This is a genomic window from Scytonema sp. HK-05 (assembly GCF_963872035.1).
Taxonomy (GTDB): domain Bacteria; phylum Cyanobacteriota; class Cyanobacteriia; order Cyanobacteriales; family Nostocaceae; genus Kalymmatonema.
Genome location: NZ_CAWMYC010000090.1, coordinates 113,535 through 130,400, shown reverse-complemented (window position 1 = coordinate 130,400; position 16,866 = coordinate 113,535). Strand labels below are relative to the sequence as shown.

At 45.8% G+C, this 16,866-nt stretch carries 13 protein-coding genes; 11 read left to right on the top strand and 2 right to left on the bottom strand.

Annotation, left to right across the window (positions count from 1 at the left end):
- Positions 1-413 precede the first annotated feature (413 nt).
- The 4 genes from AACT52_RS11665 (at position 414) to AACT52_RS11650 (ending at position 5,662) form a co-directional block, all read left to right on the top strand.
- Entirely contained in the window at positions 414-3,806 is a 3,393-nt protein-coding gene (locus tag AACT52_RS11665; protein ID WP_073631013.1) for a phycobilisome rod-core linker polypeptide, read from the top strand.
- Between the two features lie 380 nt (positions 3,807-4,186).
- Positions 4,187-4,672: an allophycocyanin subunit alpha gene (gene apcA / locus AACT52_RS11660; protein ID WP_073631011.1), complete on the top strand. Its 486-nt coding sequence runs from the start codon at positions 4,187-4,189 to the stop codon at positions 4,670-4,672.
- 65 nt (positions 4,673-4,737) lie between these two features.
- Complete coding sequence (gene apcB, locus AACT52_RS11655) at positions 4,738-5,226, top strand: allophycocyanin subunit beta (RefSeq protein ID WP_073631009.1); 489 nt, start codon at positions 4,738-4,740, stop codon at positions 5,224-5,226.
- A gap of 229 nt (positions 5,227-5,455) precedes the next feature.
- Positions 5,456-5,662 carry a phycobilisome linker polypeptide gene (locus AACT52_RS11650; RefSeq protein WP_069347352.1) on the top strand — a complete coding sequence of 69 codons (207 nt, stop codon included), beginning with the start codon at positions 5,456-5,458 and terminating at the stop codon, positions 5,660-5,662.
- Between the two features lie 258 nt (positions 5,663-5,920).
- On the opposite strand, the gene AACT52_RS11645 is transcribed toward AACT52_RS11650, so the two are convergent.
- Positions 5,921-6,463, bottom strand: coding sequence for a hypothetical protein (locus AACT52_RS11645; RefSeq protein WP_073631006.1), 543 nt, complete (start codon positions 6,461-6,463; stop codon positions 5,921-5,923).
- A 91-nt stretch (positions 6,464-6,554) separates the two neighbouring features.
- Here AACT52_RS11645 and AACT52_RS11640 point away from each other — a divergent pair, with 91 nt between their 5' ends.
- From AACT52_RS11640 to AACT52_RS11625, 4 genes are all read left to right on the top strand, one after another.
- Entirely contained in the window at positions 6,555-7,139 is a 585-nt protein-coding gene (locus AACT52_RS11640) for a TetR/AcrR family transcriptional regulator (protein ID WP_073631004.1), read from the top strand.
- A 261-nt stretch (positions 7,140-7,400) separates the two neighbouring features.
- Positions 7,401-8,600, top strand: coding sequence for an FtsW/RodA/SpoVE family cell cycle protein (locus AACT52_RS11635; protein ID WP_073631001.1), 1,200 nt, complete (start codon positions 7,401-7,403; stop codon positions 8,598-8,600).
- A 766-nt stretch (positions 8,601-9,366) separates the two neighbouring features.
- The gene (locus AACT52_RS11630; protein WP_337251579.1) at positions 9,367-9,666 is read left to right on the top strand and encodes a hypothetical protein; all 300 of its coding nucleotides are present in this window, start codon (positions 9,367-9,369) and stop codon (positions 9,664-9,666) included.
- Entirely contained in the window at positions 9,579-11,489 is a 1,911-nt protein-coding gene (locus tag AACT52_RS11625) for an AAA-like domain-containing protein (protein WP_337251578.1), read from the top strand. Before AACT52_RS11630 ends, AACT52_RS11625 begins: the two co-directional genes overlap by 88 nt.
- 170 nt (positions 11,490-11,659) lie before the next feature.
- On the opposite strand, the gene AACT52_RS11620 is transcribed toward AACT52_RS11625, so the two are convergent.
- Positions 11,660-11,950: a hypothetical protein gene (locus AACT52_RS11620; protein ID WP_143172774.1), complete on the bottom strand. Its 291-nt coding sequence runs from the start codon at positions 11,948-11,950 to the stop codon at positions 11,660-11,662.
- Positions 11,951-11,987: 37 nt separating this feature from the next.
- Between AACT52_RS11620 and AACT52_RS11615 the strand changes: the two genes are divergently transcribed.
- The 3 genes from AACT52_RS11615 (at position 11,988) to AACT52_RS11605 (ending at position 16,244) form a co-directional block, all read left to right on the top strand.
- Positions 11,988-12,113 (top strand): hypothetical protein, encoded by a 126-nt coding sequence (locus tag AACT52_RS11615; RefSeq protein ID WP_272937093.1) that lies wholly within the window; start codon positions 11,988-11,990, stop codon positions 12,111-12,113.
- Positions 12,114-12,488: 375 nt separating this feature from the next.
- Entirely contained in the window at positions 12,489-15,383 is a 2,895-nt protein-coding gene (locus AACT52_RS11610; protein ID WP_073630997.1) for a zinc-dependent metalloprotease, read from the top strand.
- Positions 15,384-15,437: 54 nt separating this feature from the next.
- A complete protein-coding gene (locus AACT52_RS11605; RefSeq protein ID WP_073630995.1) occupies positions 15,438-16,244 on the top strand; it encodes an aldo/keto reductase in 807 nt (268 codons plus the stop codon).
- The last annotated feature ends 622 nt before the right edge of the window (positions 16,245-16,866 follow it).

The window sequence follows — 16,866 nt, the reverse complement described above, 5'->3', positions numbered from 1 at the left end:
TGTCAATGACGCTGGAAGCCTACACTGTACCCTCAGGTCAGTGTAGGTAGTTCACGGTAAGGTTACATATTTTATTAATTCGCCCGTATCCCCATACCTTGTATCCTATTCCTTGTTTCCTCTCTCTCCTACCCTATGTCGTTTTCTAAAAATATATTACAAATCTTAAAGTTATTCTCAGAGAAGCGGCAGCATCTGCTTTAAGATTTGATACATTTATACTATAGTTTCGACACAGTTCTTAATAAAGCCACAGAGAAATCGCAAAACGTTCTAATCTAAAAGCTGACTGGGTTAATTTTTTTTGGCAGTCTTGAGGTGACAGTCGGAATGCATAACTGCAACGATGTGTCAAGCCTAAAAACAACCCAGACTTAACACAAAAAAAATATGATGGGAGTTTTACAAATCCGATGAGTGTTAAGGCAAGTGGTGGAAGCTCAGTTGCACGCCCGCAACTATATCAAACCCTAGCTGTATCAACAATTTCCCAAGCAGAACAGCAAGACCGCTTTCTGGGTTCCGGGGAACTCAATGAACTGGCAAGGTATTTTGCATCTGGTGTCAAGCGTCTTGAAATCGCCCAGACGCTCACGGAAAATTCTGAGATTATTGTCTCCCGTGCTGCCAACAGGATTTTTGTGGGTGGTTCGCCAATGGCTTTTTTGGAAAAGCCCAGGGAACCAGAATTGGTGCCGGTTGCTGCAGGATCGGAAGTTAGAGAGGGGATGAAACTAGGAACCGTCACCTACGTAGAAACTCGTGGTGGTTTCTTAGAAAATTTGCGATCTATCTTTAACACTTCGCCCAGTGGTCCGACTCCTCCGGGTTTCCGACCAATTAACATTGCGCGTTATGGTCCGGCAAATATGGCGAAGAGCCTGCGGGACTTGTCGTGGTTTTTGCGCTACGCTACGTATGCGATTGTGGCTGGTGACCCCAACATCATCGCTGTCAACACACGTGGTCTGCGAGAAATTATTGAGAACGCCTGTTCAGGTGAAGCCACAATTGTCGCTTTACAGGAAATGAAAGCAGCGGCGCTTTCCTATTTCCGCAAGGATGCTGAGGCAACAGAAATTGTGTCTCAGTATATGGATGTTTTGATTACAGAATTCAAAGCACCCTCTCCTTCTAATAAACTGCGGCAACGTCCTTCGAGTGAACAAGGTTTGGAATTGCCCCAAATTTACTTCAATGCGGCAGAACGGCGTCCTAAGTATGTCATCAAGCCTGGGTTGTCAGCATCGGAGAAAAATGAGGTAATCAAAGCTGCATATCGGCAAATCTTTGAGCGCGATATTACCCGTGCTTACAGTCAGTCGATATCTGACCTGGAATCGAAGGTGAAGAATGGTGACATCTCTGTAAAAGAGTTTGTTCGCCGCCTTGGCAAATCTCCCTTGTACAGGAAACAGTTTTACGAACCATTTATCAACAGCCGCGCCCTAGAACTTGCTTTCCGTCACTTCTTAGGACGGGGACCAAGTAGCCGGGAAGAAGTGCAAAAATACTTTGATATTGTTTCCCGAGGCGGTCTGCCAGCTTTAATCGATGCTTTGGTAGATTCTCAGGAATATTCTGACTACTTTGGCGAAGAAACAGTACCCTACATCCGGGGTCTGGGTCAAGAGGCACAAGAATGCCGCAACTGGGGAGCACAGCAAGACCTGTTGAACTACAGTGCGCCTTTCCGCAAAGTTCCTCAGTTTATCACACTGTTTGCTGATTACGAGCAGCCATTGCCCGACCAGCATCCGTATGGTTCTGGAAATGACCCCTTGGAAATTCAGTTTGGGGCAATTTTCCCGAAAGAAACTCGTAACCCCAGCACCCGTCCAGCTCCTTTTGGTAAGGATACTAAGCGCATCCTAGTTCACCAAGGACCTGGTATCAATAACCAAAACAGCAATCCTAGGGCGCGAGGTGAGTTCCCTGGTACTCTGGGTCCCAAGGTGTTCCGGTTGGATCAGCTGCCTGGGACAAGAGGTAAAAAATCACCCACTGGAGTCAGTGTTAAATTCTCTGAAAGCTCCACACAAGCCTTGATTCGCGCAGCTTACTTACAAGTATTTGGTCGCGATGTTTACGAAGGTCAGCGCTTGAAGGTGCAAGAAATTAAGCTGGAAAACGGCGAAATCTCTGTACGGGAGTTTATCCGGGCTCTAGCTAAGTCGGATTTATTCCGCAAGCTGTACTGGACTCCGCTTTATGTGTGTAAGGCGATCGAGTACATCCACCGCCGCTTGTTAGGTCGTCCTACCTACGGTCGCCAAGAAAACAACAAGTACTTTGACCTCGCCTCCAAGAAGGGCTTCTACGCAGTGGTTGACGCCATCATTGATACTCCAGAGTACAGTGAGGCTTTTGGTGAAGATACAGTTCCATACGAACGGTATCTGACTCCTGGCGGTGTTGCTTTGCGACAACTGCGTGTTGGTAGTATTCGTGAGGATGTCGGCGGGAAAGTTGAGAAGGAAGAAACTCCACGCTTTGTGGAATTAGGCACCGTTAAAGAAGTACGGACCGAACCCGATATTCAGTTCCGTATCAACCAAGGTGTCACCAAGAAGCGCGAACAAACGAAAATCTTTAAGTTGGTCGCAGGAACTAATGATAAAGTCGCTGTAGAAACTGTCATCGGTGCTGCTTATCGCCAGATTTTCGAGCGCAACATTGAACCCTACATCGCCCAGAACGAATTCACCTCGCTAGAAAGCAGGCTGGGGAATGGTGAAATCACTGTTAAGGAATTTATTGAAGGTTTGGGTAATTCTAACCTTTACATAAAAGAGTTCTACACGCCATACCCGAACACTAAGGTGATCGAACTGGGAACCAAGCACTTCTTGGGACGTGCGCCAGTAGACCAAGCGGAAATCCGCAAGTATAACCAGATACTCGCAACCCAAGGGCTTCGCGCATTTATTGGGGCGTTGGTAAGTAGTCAGGAGTATGGGCAAGCGTTTGGTGAAGATACGGTACCTTACAACCGCTTCCCGACCTTACCAGCGGCGAACTTCCCGAATACTCAGAAGCTGTACAACCAGCTCACCAAGCAGAATAATGATTTGGTGGTTCCCAGCTTTGAGCCAGTCAAACCCCGCATTCAGAGCGCGAACACACCGATTTTGGCGAAGGCGATCGCAGATTTGGCAGCGAAAGCACGAGAAATCGACAAGACCAAGCCGCTGTTTATTGAACTCGGTCGTTCGTTCAACGATGGTCGTGGACAGTCCGTGGAGGTCGGTGTGGGAACAAGCCGGCGCAAACCTGCACGCATTTACCGCGTCACGACAGGTGCAAACCAAGGTGAAACGCAGCAGGCAATCAACGCTATTTACACTCAGGTACTGGATGTGTTTAGCGGTCAAGTTCCTGACTACTTCCGCCGTACGGATTTAGAAAGCAGACTGCGCAATGGGGAAATTTCTGTACGCGAGTTTGTCCGTGAGCTTGCTAGCTCGGATATCTATCGTAAGCGCTTTTACACCCCCTATCCCAACACCAAGGTGATTGAATTCCTGTTCCGTCACCTGTTGGGACGCGCACCCGCTACCCAAGCCGAGATTCGCCAGTACAACAAATTGCTGGCAGATAGCGGTTTAAAAGCGGCTGTAGAGGCGATCGTCAACAGCCTAGAGTACGCCCGGTACTTTGGTGAAGACGTGGTGCCTTATGGTCGCTTCCCATCGCTACCTGCTGGTAACTACCTCGGTAGCGTGCAGGCGGCGGCTGACTTGGTCAAGCAGTCTTGGTCTAGCCTATCTCCGTCTGTGATTACGGGACGGTCTAGCCTGCGATAAAGCCAGGACAAGGGAATAAGCAAGATGAGGAGGATGAGGAGGGCGTTACTCCCTCATCTCCTCTAGCTTCTCCTGTCCCATTGCAACCTTTCTTAACATTGCTTTCAGATTTCGGGCACGACAGTAAACATGAAAAGGAATATTACAAAGTGTTAAGAGCAGTCATATTTCCTCAACATAATGCCCGAAAATAATTCCGGAAGGTAGTTGAGTTTTGAAGCTTGTGTACTAGCCATTACTCAAGCAGACTCGGAATGTACTAGTCGCAGCAGCTATTTGGCTGTAGTGTCTAAAAAAACGAGAAAACAAGCTCAGTGAACCTATAAAGTCGCACCACTTTAACTAAATCCTGGTTTCATTAGTACTGGAGGAATGCATTAATGAGTATCGTCACGAAAGCTATCGTGAATGCTGATGCAGAAGCACGCTATCTCAGCCCTGGCGAACTGGATCGGATTAAGAGCTTTGTTACCACAGGTGAGCGCCGCCTCCGCATCGCTCAAGTTTTGACAGAAAACCGGGAGCGAATTGTTAAGCAAGCCGGCGACCAACTGTTCCAAAAGCGTCCTGATGTTGTCTCTCCTGGTGGAAACGCTTACGGTACAGAACTGACCGCTACTTGTCTACGCGACCTAGATTATTACCTCCGCCTCGTTACCTACGGTATCGTTGCTGGTGATGTCACCCCCATCGAAGAAATTGGTATTGTGGGTGTTCGTGAAATGTACAAGTCCCTAGGCACTCCTATCGAGGGTGTTGCTGAAGGTGTTCGTGGTCTAAAGAATGTTGCTGCTTCCCTGTTGTCTGGCGAAGACGCTAGTGAAGCTGGCTCTTACTTCGACTACCTAGTCGGTGCTATGCAGTAAGGCGAAGTTATTTCCCTGCTGAAACTGAAGTAATGCAATAAGGTTGGAAATAAGGAATTAACAACATGGCTCAAGACGCAATCACCTCTGTCATTAACTCTGCAGACGTTCAAGGTAAGTACCTGGATACTGGTGCTCTAGAGAAGCTAAAGAGCTACTTCTCAACTGGCGAACTGCGCGTACGTGCTGCTACTACAATCGCAGCTAACGCATCTGCAATTATCAAAGAAGCTGTAGCTAAGTCCCTTCTGTACTCTGACATTACCCGTCCCGGCGGTAACATGTACACCACCCGTCGCTATGCTGCTTGCATCCGCGACTTGGATTACTACCTCCGCTATTCCACCTACGCTATGTTGGCTGGCGATCCATCCATTTTGGATGAGCGCGTGTTGAATGGTTTGAAAGAAACCTACAACTCCTTGGGTGTACCCATTGGTGCTACTGTACAAGCTATCCAAGCTATCAAAGAAGTGACTGCTAGCTTGGTAGGTCCTGATGCTGGTAAGGAAATGGGTGTTTACTTAGACTATATTTCCTCTGGCTTAAGCTAAGAGCTAGGTTGCGCTTAATAATTTAAGTGCGGCTTTCTTAAGGTCTGGAAATCAATCGTGAGTGCTAGGACGTTTAATCGCTTATCTTGCTAAATATGATGTGTGATGAGTGTTAGCTGTCTGGTATTGACGCCTGATTTCCAGCCTTTGAGTGATTAGATAAAAATATGCACTCACAATTTTGAAATAAAAAAGTTTCCACAGTCACTTATAGGAGATTAACAACCACATGGCACGGTATTTTAAAATTACTGCTTGTGTTCCTAGCCAAACCCGCATTCGTACCCAACGCGAACTACAAAATACTTACTTCACCAAACTCGTTCCCTACGAAAACTGGTTCCGCGAACAGCAACGCATTCAAAAAGCGGGCGGCACAATCGTTAAGGTAGAATTGGCTACTGGCAAGCAAGGAGCCAATACTGGGTTGCTGTAATTCGTTTAAACCGAATACGAATTGTAGGGAGTTGTGAAGAGGTCTATTTGACCTCTTTTTTGTTGCTTGTATTAATTGATTTGCTCAGATTCCCGAGTTCTTGAAGAAGTCGGGAATCTTGTTGTTGACGCGACATGATGAAAGACTACTGGGCTTCTAAATGTTTGTGGCAGATAACCCCACCCGCCCTATCGGACACCCTCCCCTTAGTAAGGGGAGGGTTGGGGAGGGGTCTTATCCATGTGTTGCATTGTTTTTTCACGCTTGGTATAAATTTGTCTGAAGTTGGATTTCTTTGTTTTTTCTTGACGAAAGAAGTGGTAAAAGCCCAAACTCTTGGCGAATATCTAACAAAGAGCGCTCAAGTAGCGGTTCAAAGTCAAAAAATGGATAGTACTTCCGTGATCCGCGAGTCTTGAACCACATCATAACTAACTCTGGTAAGAATCGCGGCAATACTGCCAGTATTGAACCATACAACCATAGTAGACCTTGGCGCTTCACCAAGTCGTCATACATCACGTCTACTGCCGGGTTCTTGCGATCGCCTAACCAATCTCGAAACTTGTAGTCACTTACAAGAAAAGTCAGAGGCAGCAGTTTTAATTCATCATACATATCGGTATCGCAGCCAAATACGACATGGCTGGCATCATGAGCAAGCATGATTTTGGCGAAATCCGGCGGCATCTGATTTGGATGGGTAAAATCCGGGTTCGCGGCGTAATACTCCTCCAGCCCCTGCCGTAAGGTCTGAGTGCTGTTTTTATCGGTATATTGAGGACGAGTGCGTTGAATCATAATCTGCACCAAATACTTACGAAACTAAATCGTATCGTAACTTAAAGACCAGTATCAAGTCTGTTGAAGAAAAAAATTCTTTCGTCATTGCATGAATGATTCCGCTAAAAAACAACCTGGAAGACCGCGCAGTGCTGCTTCTCATCAAGCCATCCTCCAGGCAACCCTTGACTTATTGGCGAAAATAGGGTACGAACGTATAACCATTGATGCGATCGCCGCCGATGCTGGTGTCGGCAAAACCACAATCTACCGACGGTATCGTTCCAAAGAAGAACTAGTCGCAGATGCCATTGAGACTCTTCGAGAAGAAATAGAGATTCCTGATACAGGTACGGTTGGGGGGGACTTGGACTGCATTATTGAGAGTGCTGTGAAAACTACCCTCACACCTTTGGGTCGTCAAATTCTTGCCATGATTATCGGCGCTGCTTCCAGCAGTCCCCAGTTTGCCCAAGTGTATTGGACAAAATACCTCAAGCCAAGACGCCAAGCTTTTCACGTTGTGATTGAACGGGCTAAAGCAAGACATGAAATCCAAGGAGATACAGACAGTGATATGATTTTTGACCTGATGAGCGGAATCATGCTTTATGCACTGGTTTTCCAGCCGGCTGATGAGCCAGTGGAAGCATATATACGTCGCGCCATTGGTCTTATCCTTAAACAGGAATAAGTCTCCCACCCAACCTCCCTCTCCTTGTAGTAGGAGAGGGAGGAGCTACGTAAAAATGGGATTTTTAAGCCTCTCCCCTTGTAGGGGAGAGGAATGGAAGCGGGGTCAAATCAGGATACATCGAACTCACGTTAAATATAGAGAATCACCACACGCTACACCCTACACTCAATCTCAAAAGTCATCTCTTGTTTGAGTACAAGTTGGTATCATAAACGTCAACTCTCAACGATGAATTTTACACCTTAAGTTTTATAAATCGTGAATGTACGCCGTTTGATTCCATTATTTGATGACTCCGTGTCCAGCTGGGCATTAGAGGCGCGTTTATTGCGCTGGTTAACACTGGTTTGGCTGTTTGTGGGGTTAGTCATGCTATTTTCGGCATCCTATGCCGTAGCTGATGTTCGTCATCATGATGGGCTGTACTACTTTAAGCGTCAAATTTTATGGGTGCTAGTAGGTTTAATAGTATTCAACATAGTTGTTCATTTGCCCTTGCGTAGAATTTTGGGCATATCCCATTGGTTTGTGATACTGCTGTTAGGTTTGATTTTCCTGACCTTAATACCAGGATTAGGAAGGAAGGCTTTTGACGCATCTCGCTGGATAGCTTTAGGACCGATTCCAATTCAACCGTCTGAATTAATTAAACCGTTTTTGGTGCTGCAAAGTGCGCGAGTTTTTGGTCAGTGGGAAAAACTGAGTTGGCGCGTTCGCTTCTTTTGGCTGGGTATTTTTGGTCTTATCATTCTAGGTATTTTAGCGCAGCCCAACTTGAGTACAACAGCATTGTGCGGCATGACGATTTGGCTGATTGCCCTTGCTGCTGGGTTACCTTACAAGTACTTGGGAGGAACCGCAGTTGGGGGAGTGTTGTTGGCAGGGCTCAGCATCAGTATCAAAGAATATCAGCGTAAGCGAGTGTTATCATTCCTCAATCCTTGGGCTGATGCAACTGGGGATGGCTATCAACTGGTACAAAGTTTGCTAGCAGTGGGTTCTGGTGAAAAATGGGGCGCTGGGTTTGGGCTTTCCCAACAAAAGCAGTTTTATTTACCAATTCAGGACACTGATTTTATTTTTGCGGTGTTTGCTGAGGAGTTTGGCTTCGTTGGTGGCGTGGTGCTGTTGCTACTACTAGCTTTATACGCCACGCTAGGATTAATTGTAGCCCTTAAGGCTAAGCATCCAGTGTATCGACTGGTGGCGATCGGCGTGACAGTTTTGATGGTGGGACAATCATTACTTCATATTGGTGTTGCGACAGGTGCCTTGCCAACCACTGGTTTGCCTTTGCCCATGTTTAGTTATGGTGGGAATTCAATGATTGCCAGTTTGCTCGGAGCTGGTTTACTGATTCGGGTTGCACGCCAGAGTAGTGAAGCGGAAGTCGTACCATTGCGAGAAGAAACTGAGAAGAGGCGGAAACGGCGGCTGTTTCAGAAAAATAAGGTTTGACAAGAAAGAACTCACAAATGTAGAGACGCGACGCCAGTCGCCTGCTGTCGGGAAACCCTCCTGCAGCGCTGGCTCGCCATGGCGCGTCTCTACAACCCAGAACTCAGAACTCAGGATCATCGTTGTGTAGGACTGGGCGACGAGAACGGTGGGGGAAACACCACACCAAATCAAAGATTGGGTAGAAATACACGTCTTACTTTTCAGTAGAAATACACGTAGGGTGGGCAATGCTCAGCAAAACCCAGATATAACCCAGATCTAGTGGGCAAGGCACACCCGAAAGATACTTAACTTTTTTCAAAAATCAAACTGGATTGCCATAGCAAGTGTATTTCTGGGGAAGATGCCATTGGTGTCAACAATCACGTTCAAAGGTTTATCCCACGTTGGTTTACCCCACCCCTTAATCCCCTCCCCGAGCTTTGGGGAGGGGAGGTTTTGGCGCAAGACAAAACCGGGGTGGGGTGAAGTGAGAATCGCGGGCAAATATAAGGGCATGAGGCAAGGTAATTACAAGGTTCTTGCCTTAAACACGTATGACCAGATGCCCACCCCATACAAGATTGAATAATTTATTTGTTGGAAATACCTAACTAGCAAGATTTTCTAATCTCTTTCCATTTATACTGCATAAGTTGATTTTGCTTTTCTCTATAAGATATAGGTATGTGTAAGATATTGCACTGTGCTAAGCCTGTTATTTATACATATATCAGTATATTTATCAATATATAAATTCTCAAACTTTGATCATACTCGCGCTATGAGTAATAACACCGATGTCAAAACAATTTTGCTCTTGGCGGCGAATCCAAGAAACACTTCCCAGTTGCGGCTGGATGAAGAGGTACGGGAAATTGATGAAGGATTGCGGCGGGCAAACAAGCGGGAGCAGTTTAAATTAGAGCAGAAATGGGCAGTGCGATGGCACGGAGTGCCCGCCTTCGGCGATCGCGCGATTTTTACCGAGCAATCTTGGACACTCAGCCCCAGATTGTTCACTTCTGCGGACACGGTGCTCTTGAAGATGGCATTGTGCTGGAGGATGACACGGGGCAAATAGTGTTTGTGCAGGCAGATGCGCTCTTCGGTATGTTTAAGCTATTTGCCAAAAAAGGGGTTGAGTGTGTTCTGCTGAACGCTTGTTATTCAGAGGTGCAAGCAGAAGCGATTAGCCAACACATTGAGTATGTGATTGGTATGAATCGGGAAATAGGGGATAAAGCGGCGATTAATTTTGCTGTGGCGTTTTACGATGCTTTAGCCGCTGGAGAAAAGATGGAGTTTGCTTATGAGTTGGGTTGCTCTCAACTTTTTGGTTTGAAGGAACACGAAACTCCAGTCTTTAAAAGAAAATCGCGAAATAATCCTATTCCTGAGAAGACGACACGCCAGCGCATCTTTATCAGCTACAAGCGTGATGTTGAGCCAGATGAACCAGTTGCTTTAGAGGTTTTTCAGGCGCTGTCGCAGCAGCACGAAGTTTTTATCGACCAGAAGATGCTAGTTGGTACGCGTTGGGCTGAACGCATTGAAGGGGAAATTCGTCAAGCTGATTTTCTCATTGTTTTCCTTTCGGCTCAATCAGTCCACAGCGAGATGGTAGAGCAAGAAATCAAGATGGCGCATGAAATGGCGCAAGTGCAGGGAGGACGTCCCGCTATTTTGCCGGTGCGTTTGGCATATCGGCAACCGTTTCAGTATCCTTTGAGTCGTTACCTGAACGATATCAACTGGGCTTTTTGGCAAGGTGAAGAGGATACACCACGGCTGATAGCAGAGTTGACACAAGCTATCTCAGGTGGCGAGTTACCTTTTGATGCGGTGCAAGCCAAAGCTGCTTTACTTGAGACGAGTGAACCTTCACTGTTACCCCGTCCTTTTGCTTCAGCACAACCTGTGGCGTTGGAAATGCCATCCGGGACGATGGACAGCGAATCTGCATTTTATGTGGAACGTTCATCGGATGCTATTGCAATCAAAACAATTGCACAGCGGGGAGTCACCATTGCCATTAAAGGACCGAGACAAGTTGGTAAGAGTTCGCTGTTGATTCGGGCAATTGAAGCTGCGGTGAACGCGGGTAAGCGAGTTGCTTTTTTGGATTTCCAACTTTTTGACAAATCTGCCCTCACAGATGCTGAACTTTTCTTTCGGGGGTTTTGCAGTTGGCTGACTTATGAATTGGATATGGAAGATCGAGTGGAGGAGTATTGGAAGACTCCACTGGGGAACAACCTCCGTTCCACCAGCTACGTTCAACGCTACATTTTAAAAGAGTTGGGCAAACCCTTAGTTTTGGCAATTGATGAGGTAGACAAGGTTTTTGATGCTGACTTCCGCAATGATTTTTTTGGGATGTTGCGCAGTTGGCACAATAGCCGCGCCACCATGCCCATTTGGAAGCAGCTGGATTTGACGCTGGTGACTTCCACTGAACCTTACCAACTGATTGACGACCTCAACCAATCACCTTTTAATGTTGGGCAGGTGATTGAATTACAAGATTTTACACCAGAACAAGTGGCTGACCTCAATCAGCGTCACGGTTCACCCCTCAACCCCAACGAGGAAAGACAATTAATAGTTTTATTGGGTGGACATCCTTACTTGGTACGTCGGGCGCTTTATTTAGTCGCGAGTCAGCAAATTTCCACGACTGACTTGTTTGCCAATGCGACTGCTGGGAATGGTCCTTTTGGTGATCATTTGCGTCACCATGTCTCGCTGCTGCACAAAAAAACAGAATTGATTCAAGGGCTGCTGCAAATTATTCGCCAAAATACCTGCGATGATCAGCGCGTCTTCTGGCGACTGCGGGGTGCGGGTTTGGTGCGTGAGGAAGGACGGACAGTTCTGCCACGCTGTCAGCTTTACGCTAAGTGAGTGGATTTGGCGACTGGAAGTCGCGGCTATACAAACAAAACCCGCAAGGCAAGGGTTAAGATCCAATACGGTTCAGTTAGCAGTGTTCAATTCTGTTGATCCCCCCAACCCCCCTTAAAAAGGGGGGCTTAATTCCCTCCTTTCTAAGGAGGGTTAGGGAGGATCGAGTCTTAACTGAACTGTATTGGGTTAAAATCCGCAGTTTTTAGTCTGCCTCCGCAGACTTCGTTTGTGTAGGCGCGGTTTCTAACCGCCAGCCTCAGAGTCAGCGATCGCACTCCACAGGAGCCACCCTGCATGGCGATCGCCCAAAGTACCCGCTGAGCGATCGCAAATATATAGGACTCCTGTGCAGATTTTTGAACGACACGCTTGCGGAGGGCAGTGCGAACGCAAAACCCGGATGTAGTGGGCAAAATACGGTAAGCACTGCCCACCCTACAATACTTAAGATTTTTCATAAATCCTGCGCGGATTGCTATAGCAGTTTGCAATTGTATGCAGTACAGTGAAGCTTATTGTTCTGCGATTGGCTTTGCCACTGCAAGAAAGGGCGATTGGGCACATTTTATAGGCGATCGCTCTCGAATTGCACTTGATGATATTGGCGATCGCCGTCTGTGAGAGGCTCAGATCTTGCAGCCAACAAGAGCCAGAGGCTCTAATATCTCGTTACCAGGTTGAACCTGGTAACGAGGGTTTGGAGCCTCTGACGACTCACTGTTGCAATAGGTGCAAGATCTCAGCATACAGAAGCTACCTAAAGGGCGATTGGGCAAAGCCCAGTGCCGGAGGCGATGGCGCAGAGCGCCCACTTCGCGATCGCACACACCATACTCTCTGTTTCCCTTGTTTCCCTAGTCTCTGTGTTCCTCCTGCAAACTTTTATTCTTACTTTGGTAAAATATGCAACTATCTTCAGTAGATAAAAACAGCTAATCTATTAATACTCAAGAGGGATGCGGATAGAAAAGCCGCTTTGCTAGGGGAAGCGAAAGGATGAAAGACTGGCTTACAAAATTATTCATATGCATATTGTTAGTGTATAACCTGTTGTTAGGGGCTAATGGCGCACAAGCCAACCAACTTTCAGATGTTTATGTGCAGCAATTGAGTACGATACCAGGAGTTGAAAGGTTTGTCAGTGGTGAGAATATAGTTAAAGAGAACCGAAAGGATGATTTTCGGCAATTTCGAGAGATAATTAAGGGTGCAGATAAGTTAGAAGGATTTTTTACGCTTTACCGCAGTAAGGAGTCTGACGAAATCTACTGGGAAATTAAGCCAGAACAACTTAATAAAAACTATTTAGGTGTAGTCACTTTAGAATCAGGGATTGGGGAAAGCGGGCTTTATAGTGGACTACCTCTGCAAGATTTCCTCTTCTATTTCCAGCGAGTCAATAATAATTTGCACTTTGTTGTTCGTAATGTTAAGTTTCGCACAGAAGCAGGTCAACCAGAACAGCGATCGCTTGCTCGTTCATTTAGCGACTCTGTTCTTTATGCAGTTGAGATAGTTTGTATAGATCCATACAGTAAAAATCTTCTGATTAATTTAAGTGATCTACTATTACAAGACTTTCCCGGATTAACTTCTGTATTAAAATACTCCTTGCAAGCTGAATATAACTTGGAACAAAACAAGTCATATTTTGGCGAAGTCAACACCTTTCCTTTAAACCTAGAGATTGATTCGATTTACGGTTTTTCCTCACCGGAAGGAGCAAATTTAATCACCTTACCTGATAGCAGGGCACTCAGTCTTAAGGTACACTATAGTTTTTCGCAACTGAGAGAAAACAACGGTTATATTCCCAGACTTGCAGACGACAGAGTCGGATATTTTATTACTGCTTTCCAAGACTTTTCTCGCAACAATGGAAAAGAACCATTTGTACGTTACATTAATCGTTGGCATCTGGAACCATCCGATCCAAATGCTTCTTTGTCTCCAGCCAAAAAGCCGATTGTGTTTTGGATTGAAAATGCCGTCCCTTTAGAGTACCGCGACGCAATTCGTGAAGGTGTCTTGATGTGGAACAAAGCATTTGAAAAAGCAGGATTTCAAAATGCTATTGAAGTGCGGCAGATGCCAGATGATGCTGATTGGCAGCCAGCAGATGTGCGTTACAATACGATTCGCTGGTTTAATTCTCTGGATGCAGGTTTCGCTAGAGGACCAGTGCGCGTCAACCCACTCACGGGAGAAATATTGGATGCAGACATCATTGTTGATGCCAACATGGTGCGCTCAATTCAGCAAGATTATCGCGCACTGATGGAAGCCAATTCAGATGATCACTACTCTGTGGGAAGACGTTCTCCAAGTGTCTACGCACAGTCGAGAGTCAAACCAAAAGAGTCAAGAGTTGAAAATAGGGGATTATGGTGTAGTCATTTCGTATTTGGGGCTTCAACTCATTTCAATCCTACTTCTTGCCCAGAGACAGTAAAATGGGGCAGCAATGTGATTCCAGTTTCCGACTGTACTCATACTGATTTACTTTCGACTTTTGACGCTAAACTCTTGACAACCGAGAAAGATTCTGACGAATGCTATAGCATCGAGTCATCTTTTGAAGCAGCTATGGGGGCGCTGGCGCTGTCATTGGTGCAAGATGCAACACCAAATACTGAACAGATGCAGAAGTACGTGCATCAATATTTACGTTATCTCATCGCTCACGAAGTTGGACACACTCTTGGTTTGCGCCACAACTTTCACGGCAGCACAATGTTAACACCCCAGGAATTAAACAACACTGAAATCACTCACGCTAAAGGTTTGGTAGGTTCAGTGATGGATTATTTGCCTGTGAATATCGCACCACAAGGAGTCCAGCAAGGCGACTTTTTCCCAGTGGTTATTGGTCCTTACGATGAATGGGCAATTGAGTACGGTTACAAAAGGTACTCGCACCTCATGCTTGAGGAGATGACTCCTTTGAATGAAAAAGCTTTCTTGGAGGAAATTGCTGTAGCGTCACCTCAGCCAGAATTATCTTACGCTACTGATGAAGATATTTGGGACATCAATCCTCTGGCAAATGTCTGGGACATGAGTAACGATGTGTTAGTTTATTCCCAGTGGCAAATGGATAATGCCCGCATGATGTGGCAGCGTCTCAACAAACGTTCTCCATTAAAAGGAGAAAGTTATAGCAACCTACGTCTATTATTTAACAGAATACTTAAATACTATTTCCGTAATGCCGCCTTGCTGACTCAATACATTGGTGGGCAATCTTTTAGGCGTCACCATCCTTTGGATGAGACTCACGCTCGCTTTGTAGCAGTTCCTTTAGAAAAACAACGCTACAGCTTGACAAAACTGCAGGAGTATGTTTTTAGTGAAAATGCTTTCGATTTCTCACCGCAATTGCTTAATCAGTTAGCACCATCGCGTTTTTCACACTGGGGTAACCCCGTACCCGTCTCGCGGCTGGATTATCCAATTCATGAACGTATTCTATACCTTCAAAGTGCAATACTACGAAGGTTGTTAGATGGCGATCGCCTGAATCGTTTACGCGATATCGAACTCAAAACTTTGCCTGGGGAAGCCCTAACAATACCAGAACTGTTTGACACATTGCAAAAAGGCATTTGGACAGAAGTTTTAGGCTCTAGCTCACATATGTCAATTTCTAGCATCCGCCGTTCACTGCAACGGGAACATCTGAATATTTTGCTAGACATGGTGTTGCGTACGACTTATGTCCCTGAAGATGGTCGTACAATAGCTTGGTATGAATTGCGCCAACTGCTCAAAGCGATTGATGCGACTCTCATACAACAAGGTCCAAAGCTGGATATTTACACACTAGCGCACTTGGAAGAAACTTGCGATCGCATCACCAAAGCATTAAACGCCCAATTGCTTTCTAATTAACCAGAGCAAGTAGGACAGGACTCTATAATTGATAGATGAAGTAGGTGATTGACCGTGGAGTTAACAACACGACAAGGACTTTCAGCAAGTATTCTCGGTTTAGCAGGGCGAGACTCAATGGATGCTGCCTATGTTGCAGAGGCGTTTGAGGCAGGGCTGAATTACTTCTTCTTCTATAATCTAGAATCTGAAAACTTTCTGGATGGATTAAAACTGCTACTAACGACAAAGCGTGAGCAAGTCTTAGTAGCAACGGGAACTCAAGAACGAGATGTTAGCAGCGTGCGTCATTACTTCGACTCTGTGCGCGATCGCCTAAATATCGATGAAGTCGATGTGTTTTTTGCTGAATATATCTCTCCTGATGATGACATGACTCAGGTTGAGGCAATGCTTGATGCATTGCAAGAATGGAAGAGCAAAGGACTGATACGTTACGTGGGAGTGACGACTCATAATAGAGCGATCGCCTTAGAAATGATAGAGCGCAAAGCGTGTGATGTCTTGATGCACCGCTACAACATGGCACACCGTAAAGCTGAAGAAAATGTCTTCCCTAACGCTCAAAAAGCAGGCATTCCCCTGGTTGCGTTCACCTGCACACGCTGGGGAACACTACTGAAAGGGCATCCCAACTGGCAGCATAAACCACCACTGGCAGCAGACTGTTACCGCTACGTGCTACATCATCCTGCGGTACATGTGGCACTTACCGCCCCACAAAACAGGCAGCAATTAGAGGAAAACTTATCTGTTTTGCAAGCACCCCAACTCTCCCCTGAAGAAGTAGCTTATTGGCAGGAATATGGGGACTTGATTTATGGGGATGGGCAAGATGCGTTTGAGACTCGGTGGATTTGAGAAAACTGATGGGCTTGTCATATCAAGTTTGCTTAATTGCTTATAAATCCTGAAGAACCCCACCCGCCTAACGGCACCCTCCCCGATGCCTTGGGGAGGGTTGGGGAACTCACCAAACCCCTCTGGGGATTAGGGGCAGGGTATTTTTATTACAAGTGTTTAACCGGACATGATATAATATCAAGTTTGCTTAATTGCTTATAAATCCTGAAGAACCCCACCCCAGTTTTGTCTTGCGCCAAAACTTCCCCTCCCCGCTTGCGGGGAGGGGATTAAGGGGTGGGGTTCCGACTGTATTGCAACGAAGTAAGAAGCGCGATATGTGATCGCGCTTGTGAGTGAAGTTGCTAAAAATTAAGTTTCTTAATCTTTGCTAAACAATGGATAAATATCTTATCAAAAGCTGTATTGTACTCGATGGCTTCTCTAACTGCATAAGTTGATTTGACTGACAACTATTGAAAATTTAGAGAACCAAATTTATCAATTGACTAACTATTTTTGTACAAAAATTCTGCTGGATGAGTTCTCTAAGTGCATAAGTTGATTTGACTGACAACTATTGAAAATTTAGATAAGCAGACAATTAACCAAATTCATCTATTGACTAACTGTTTTTGTA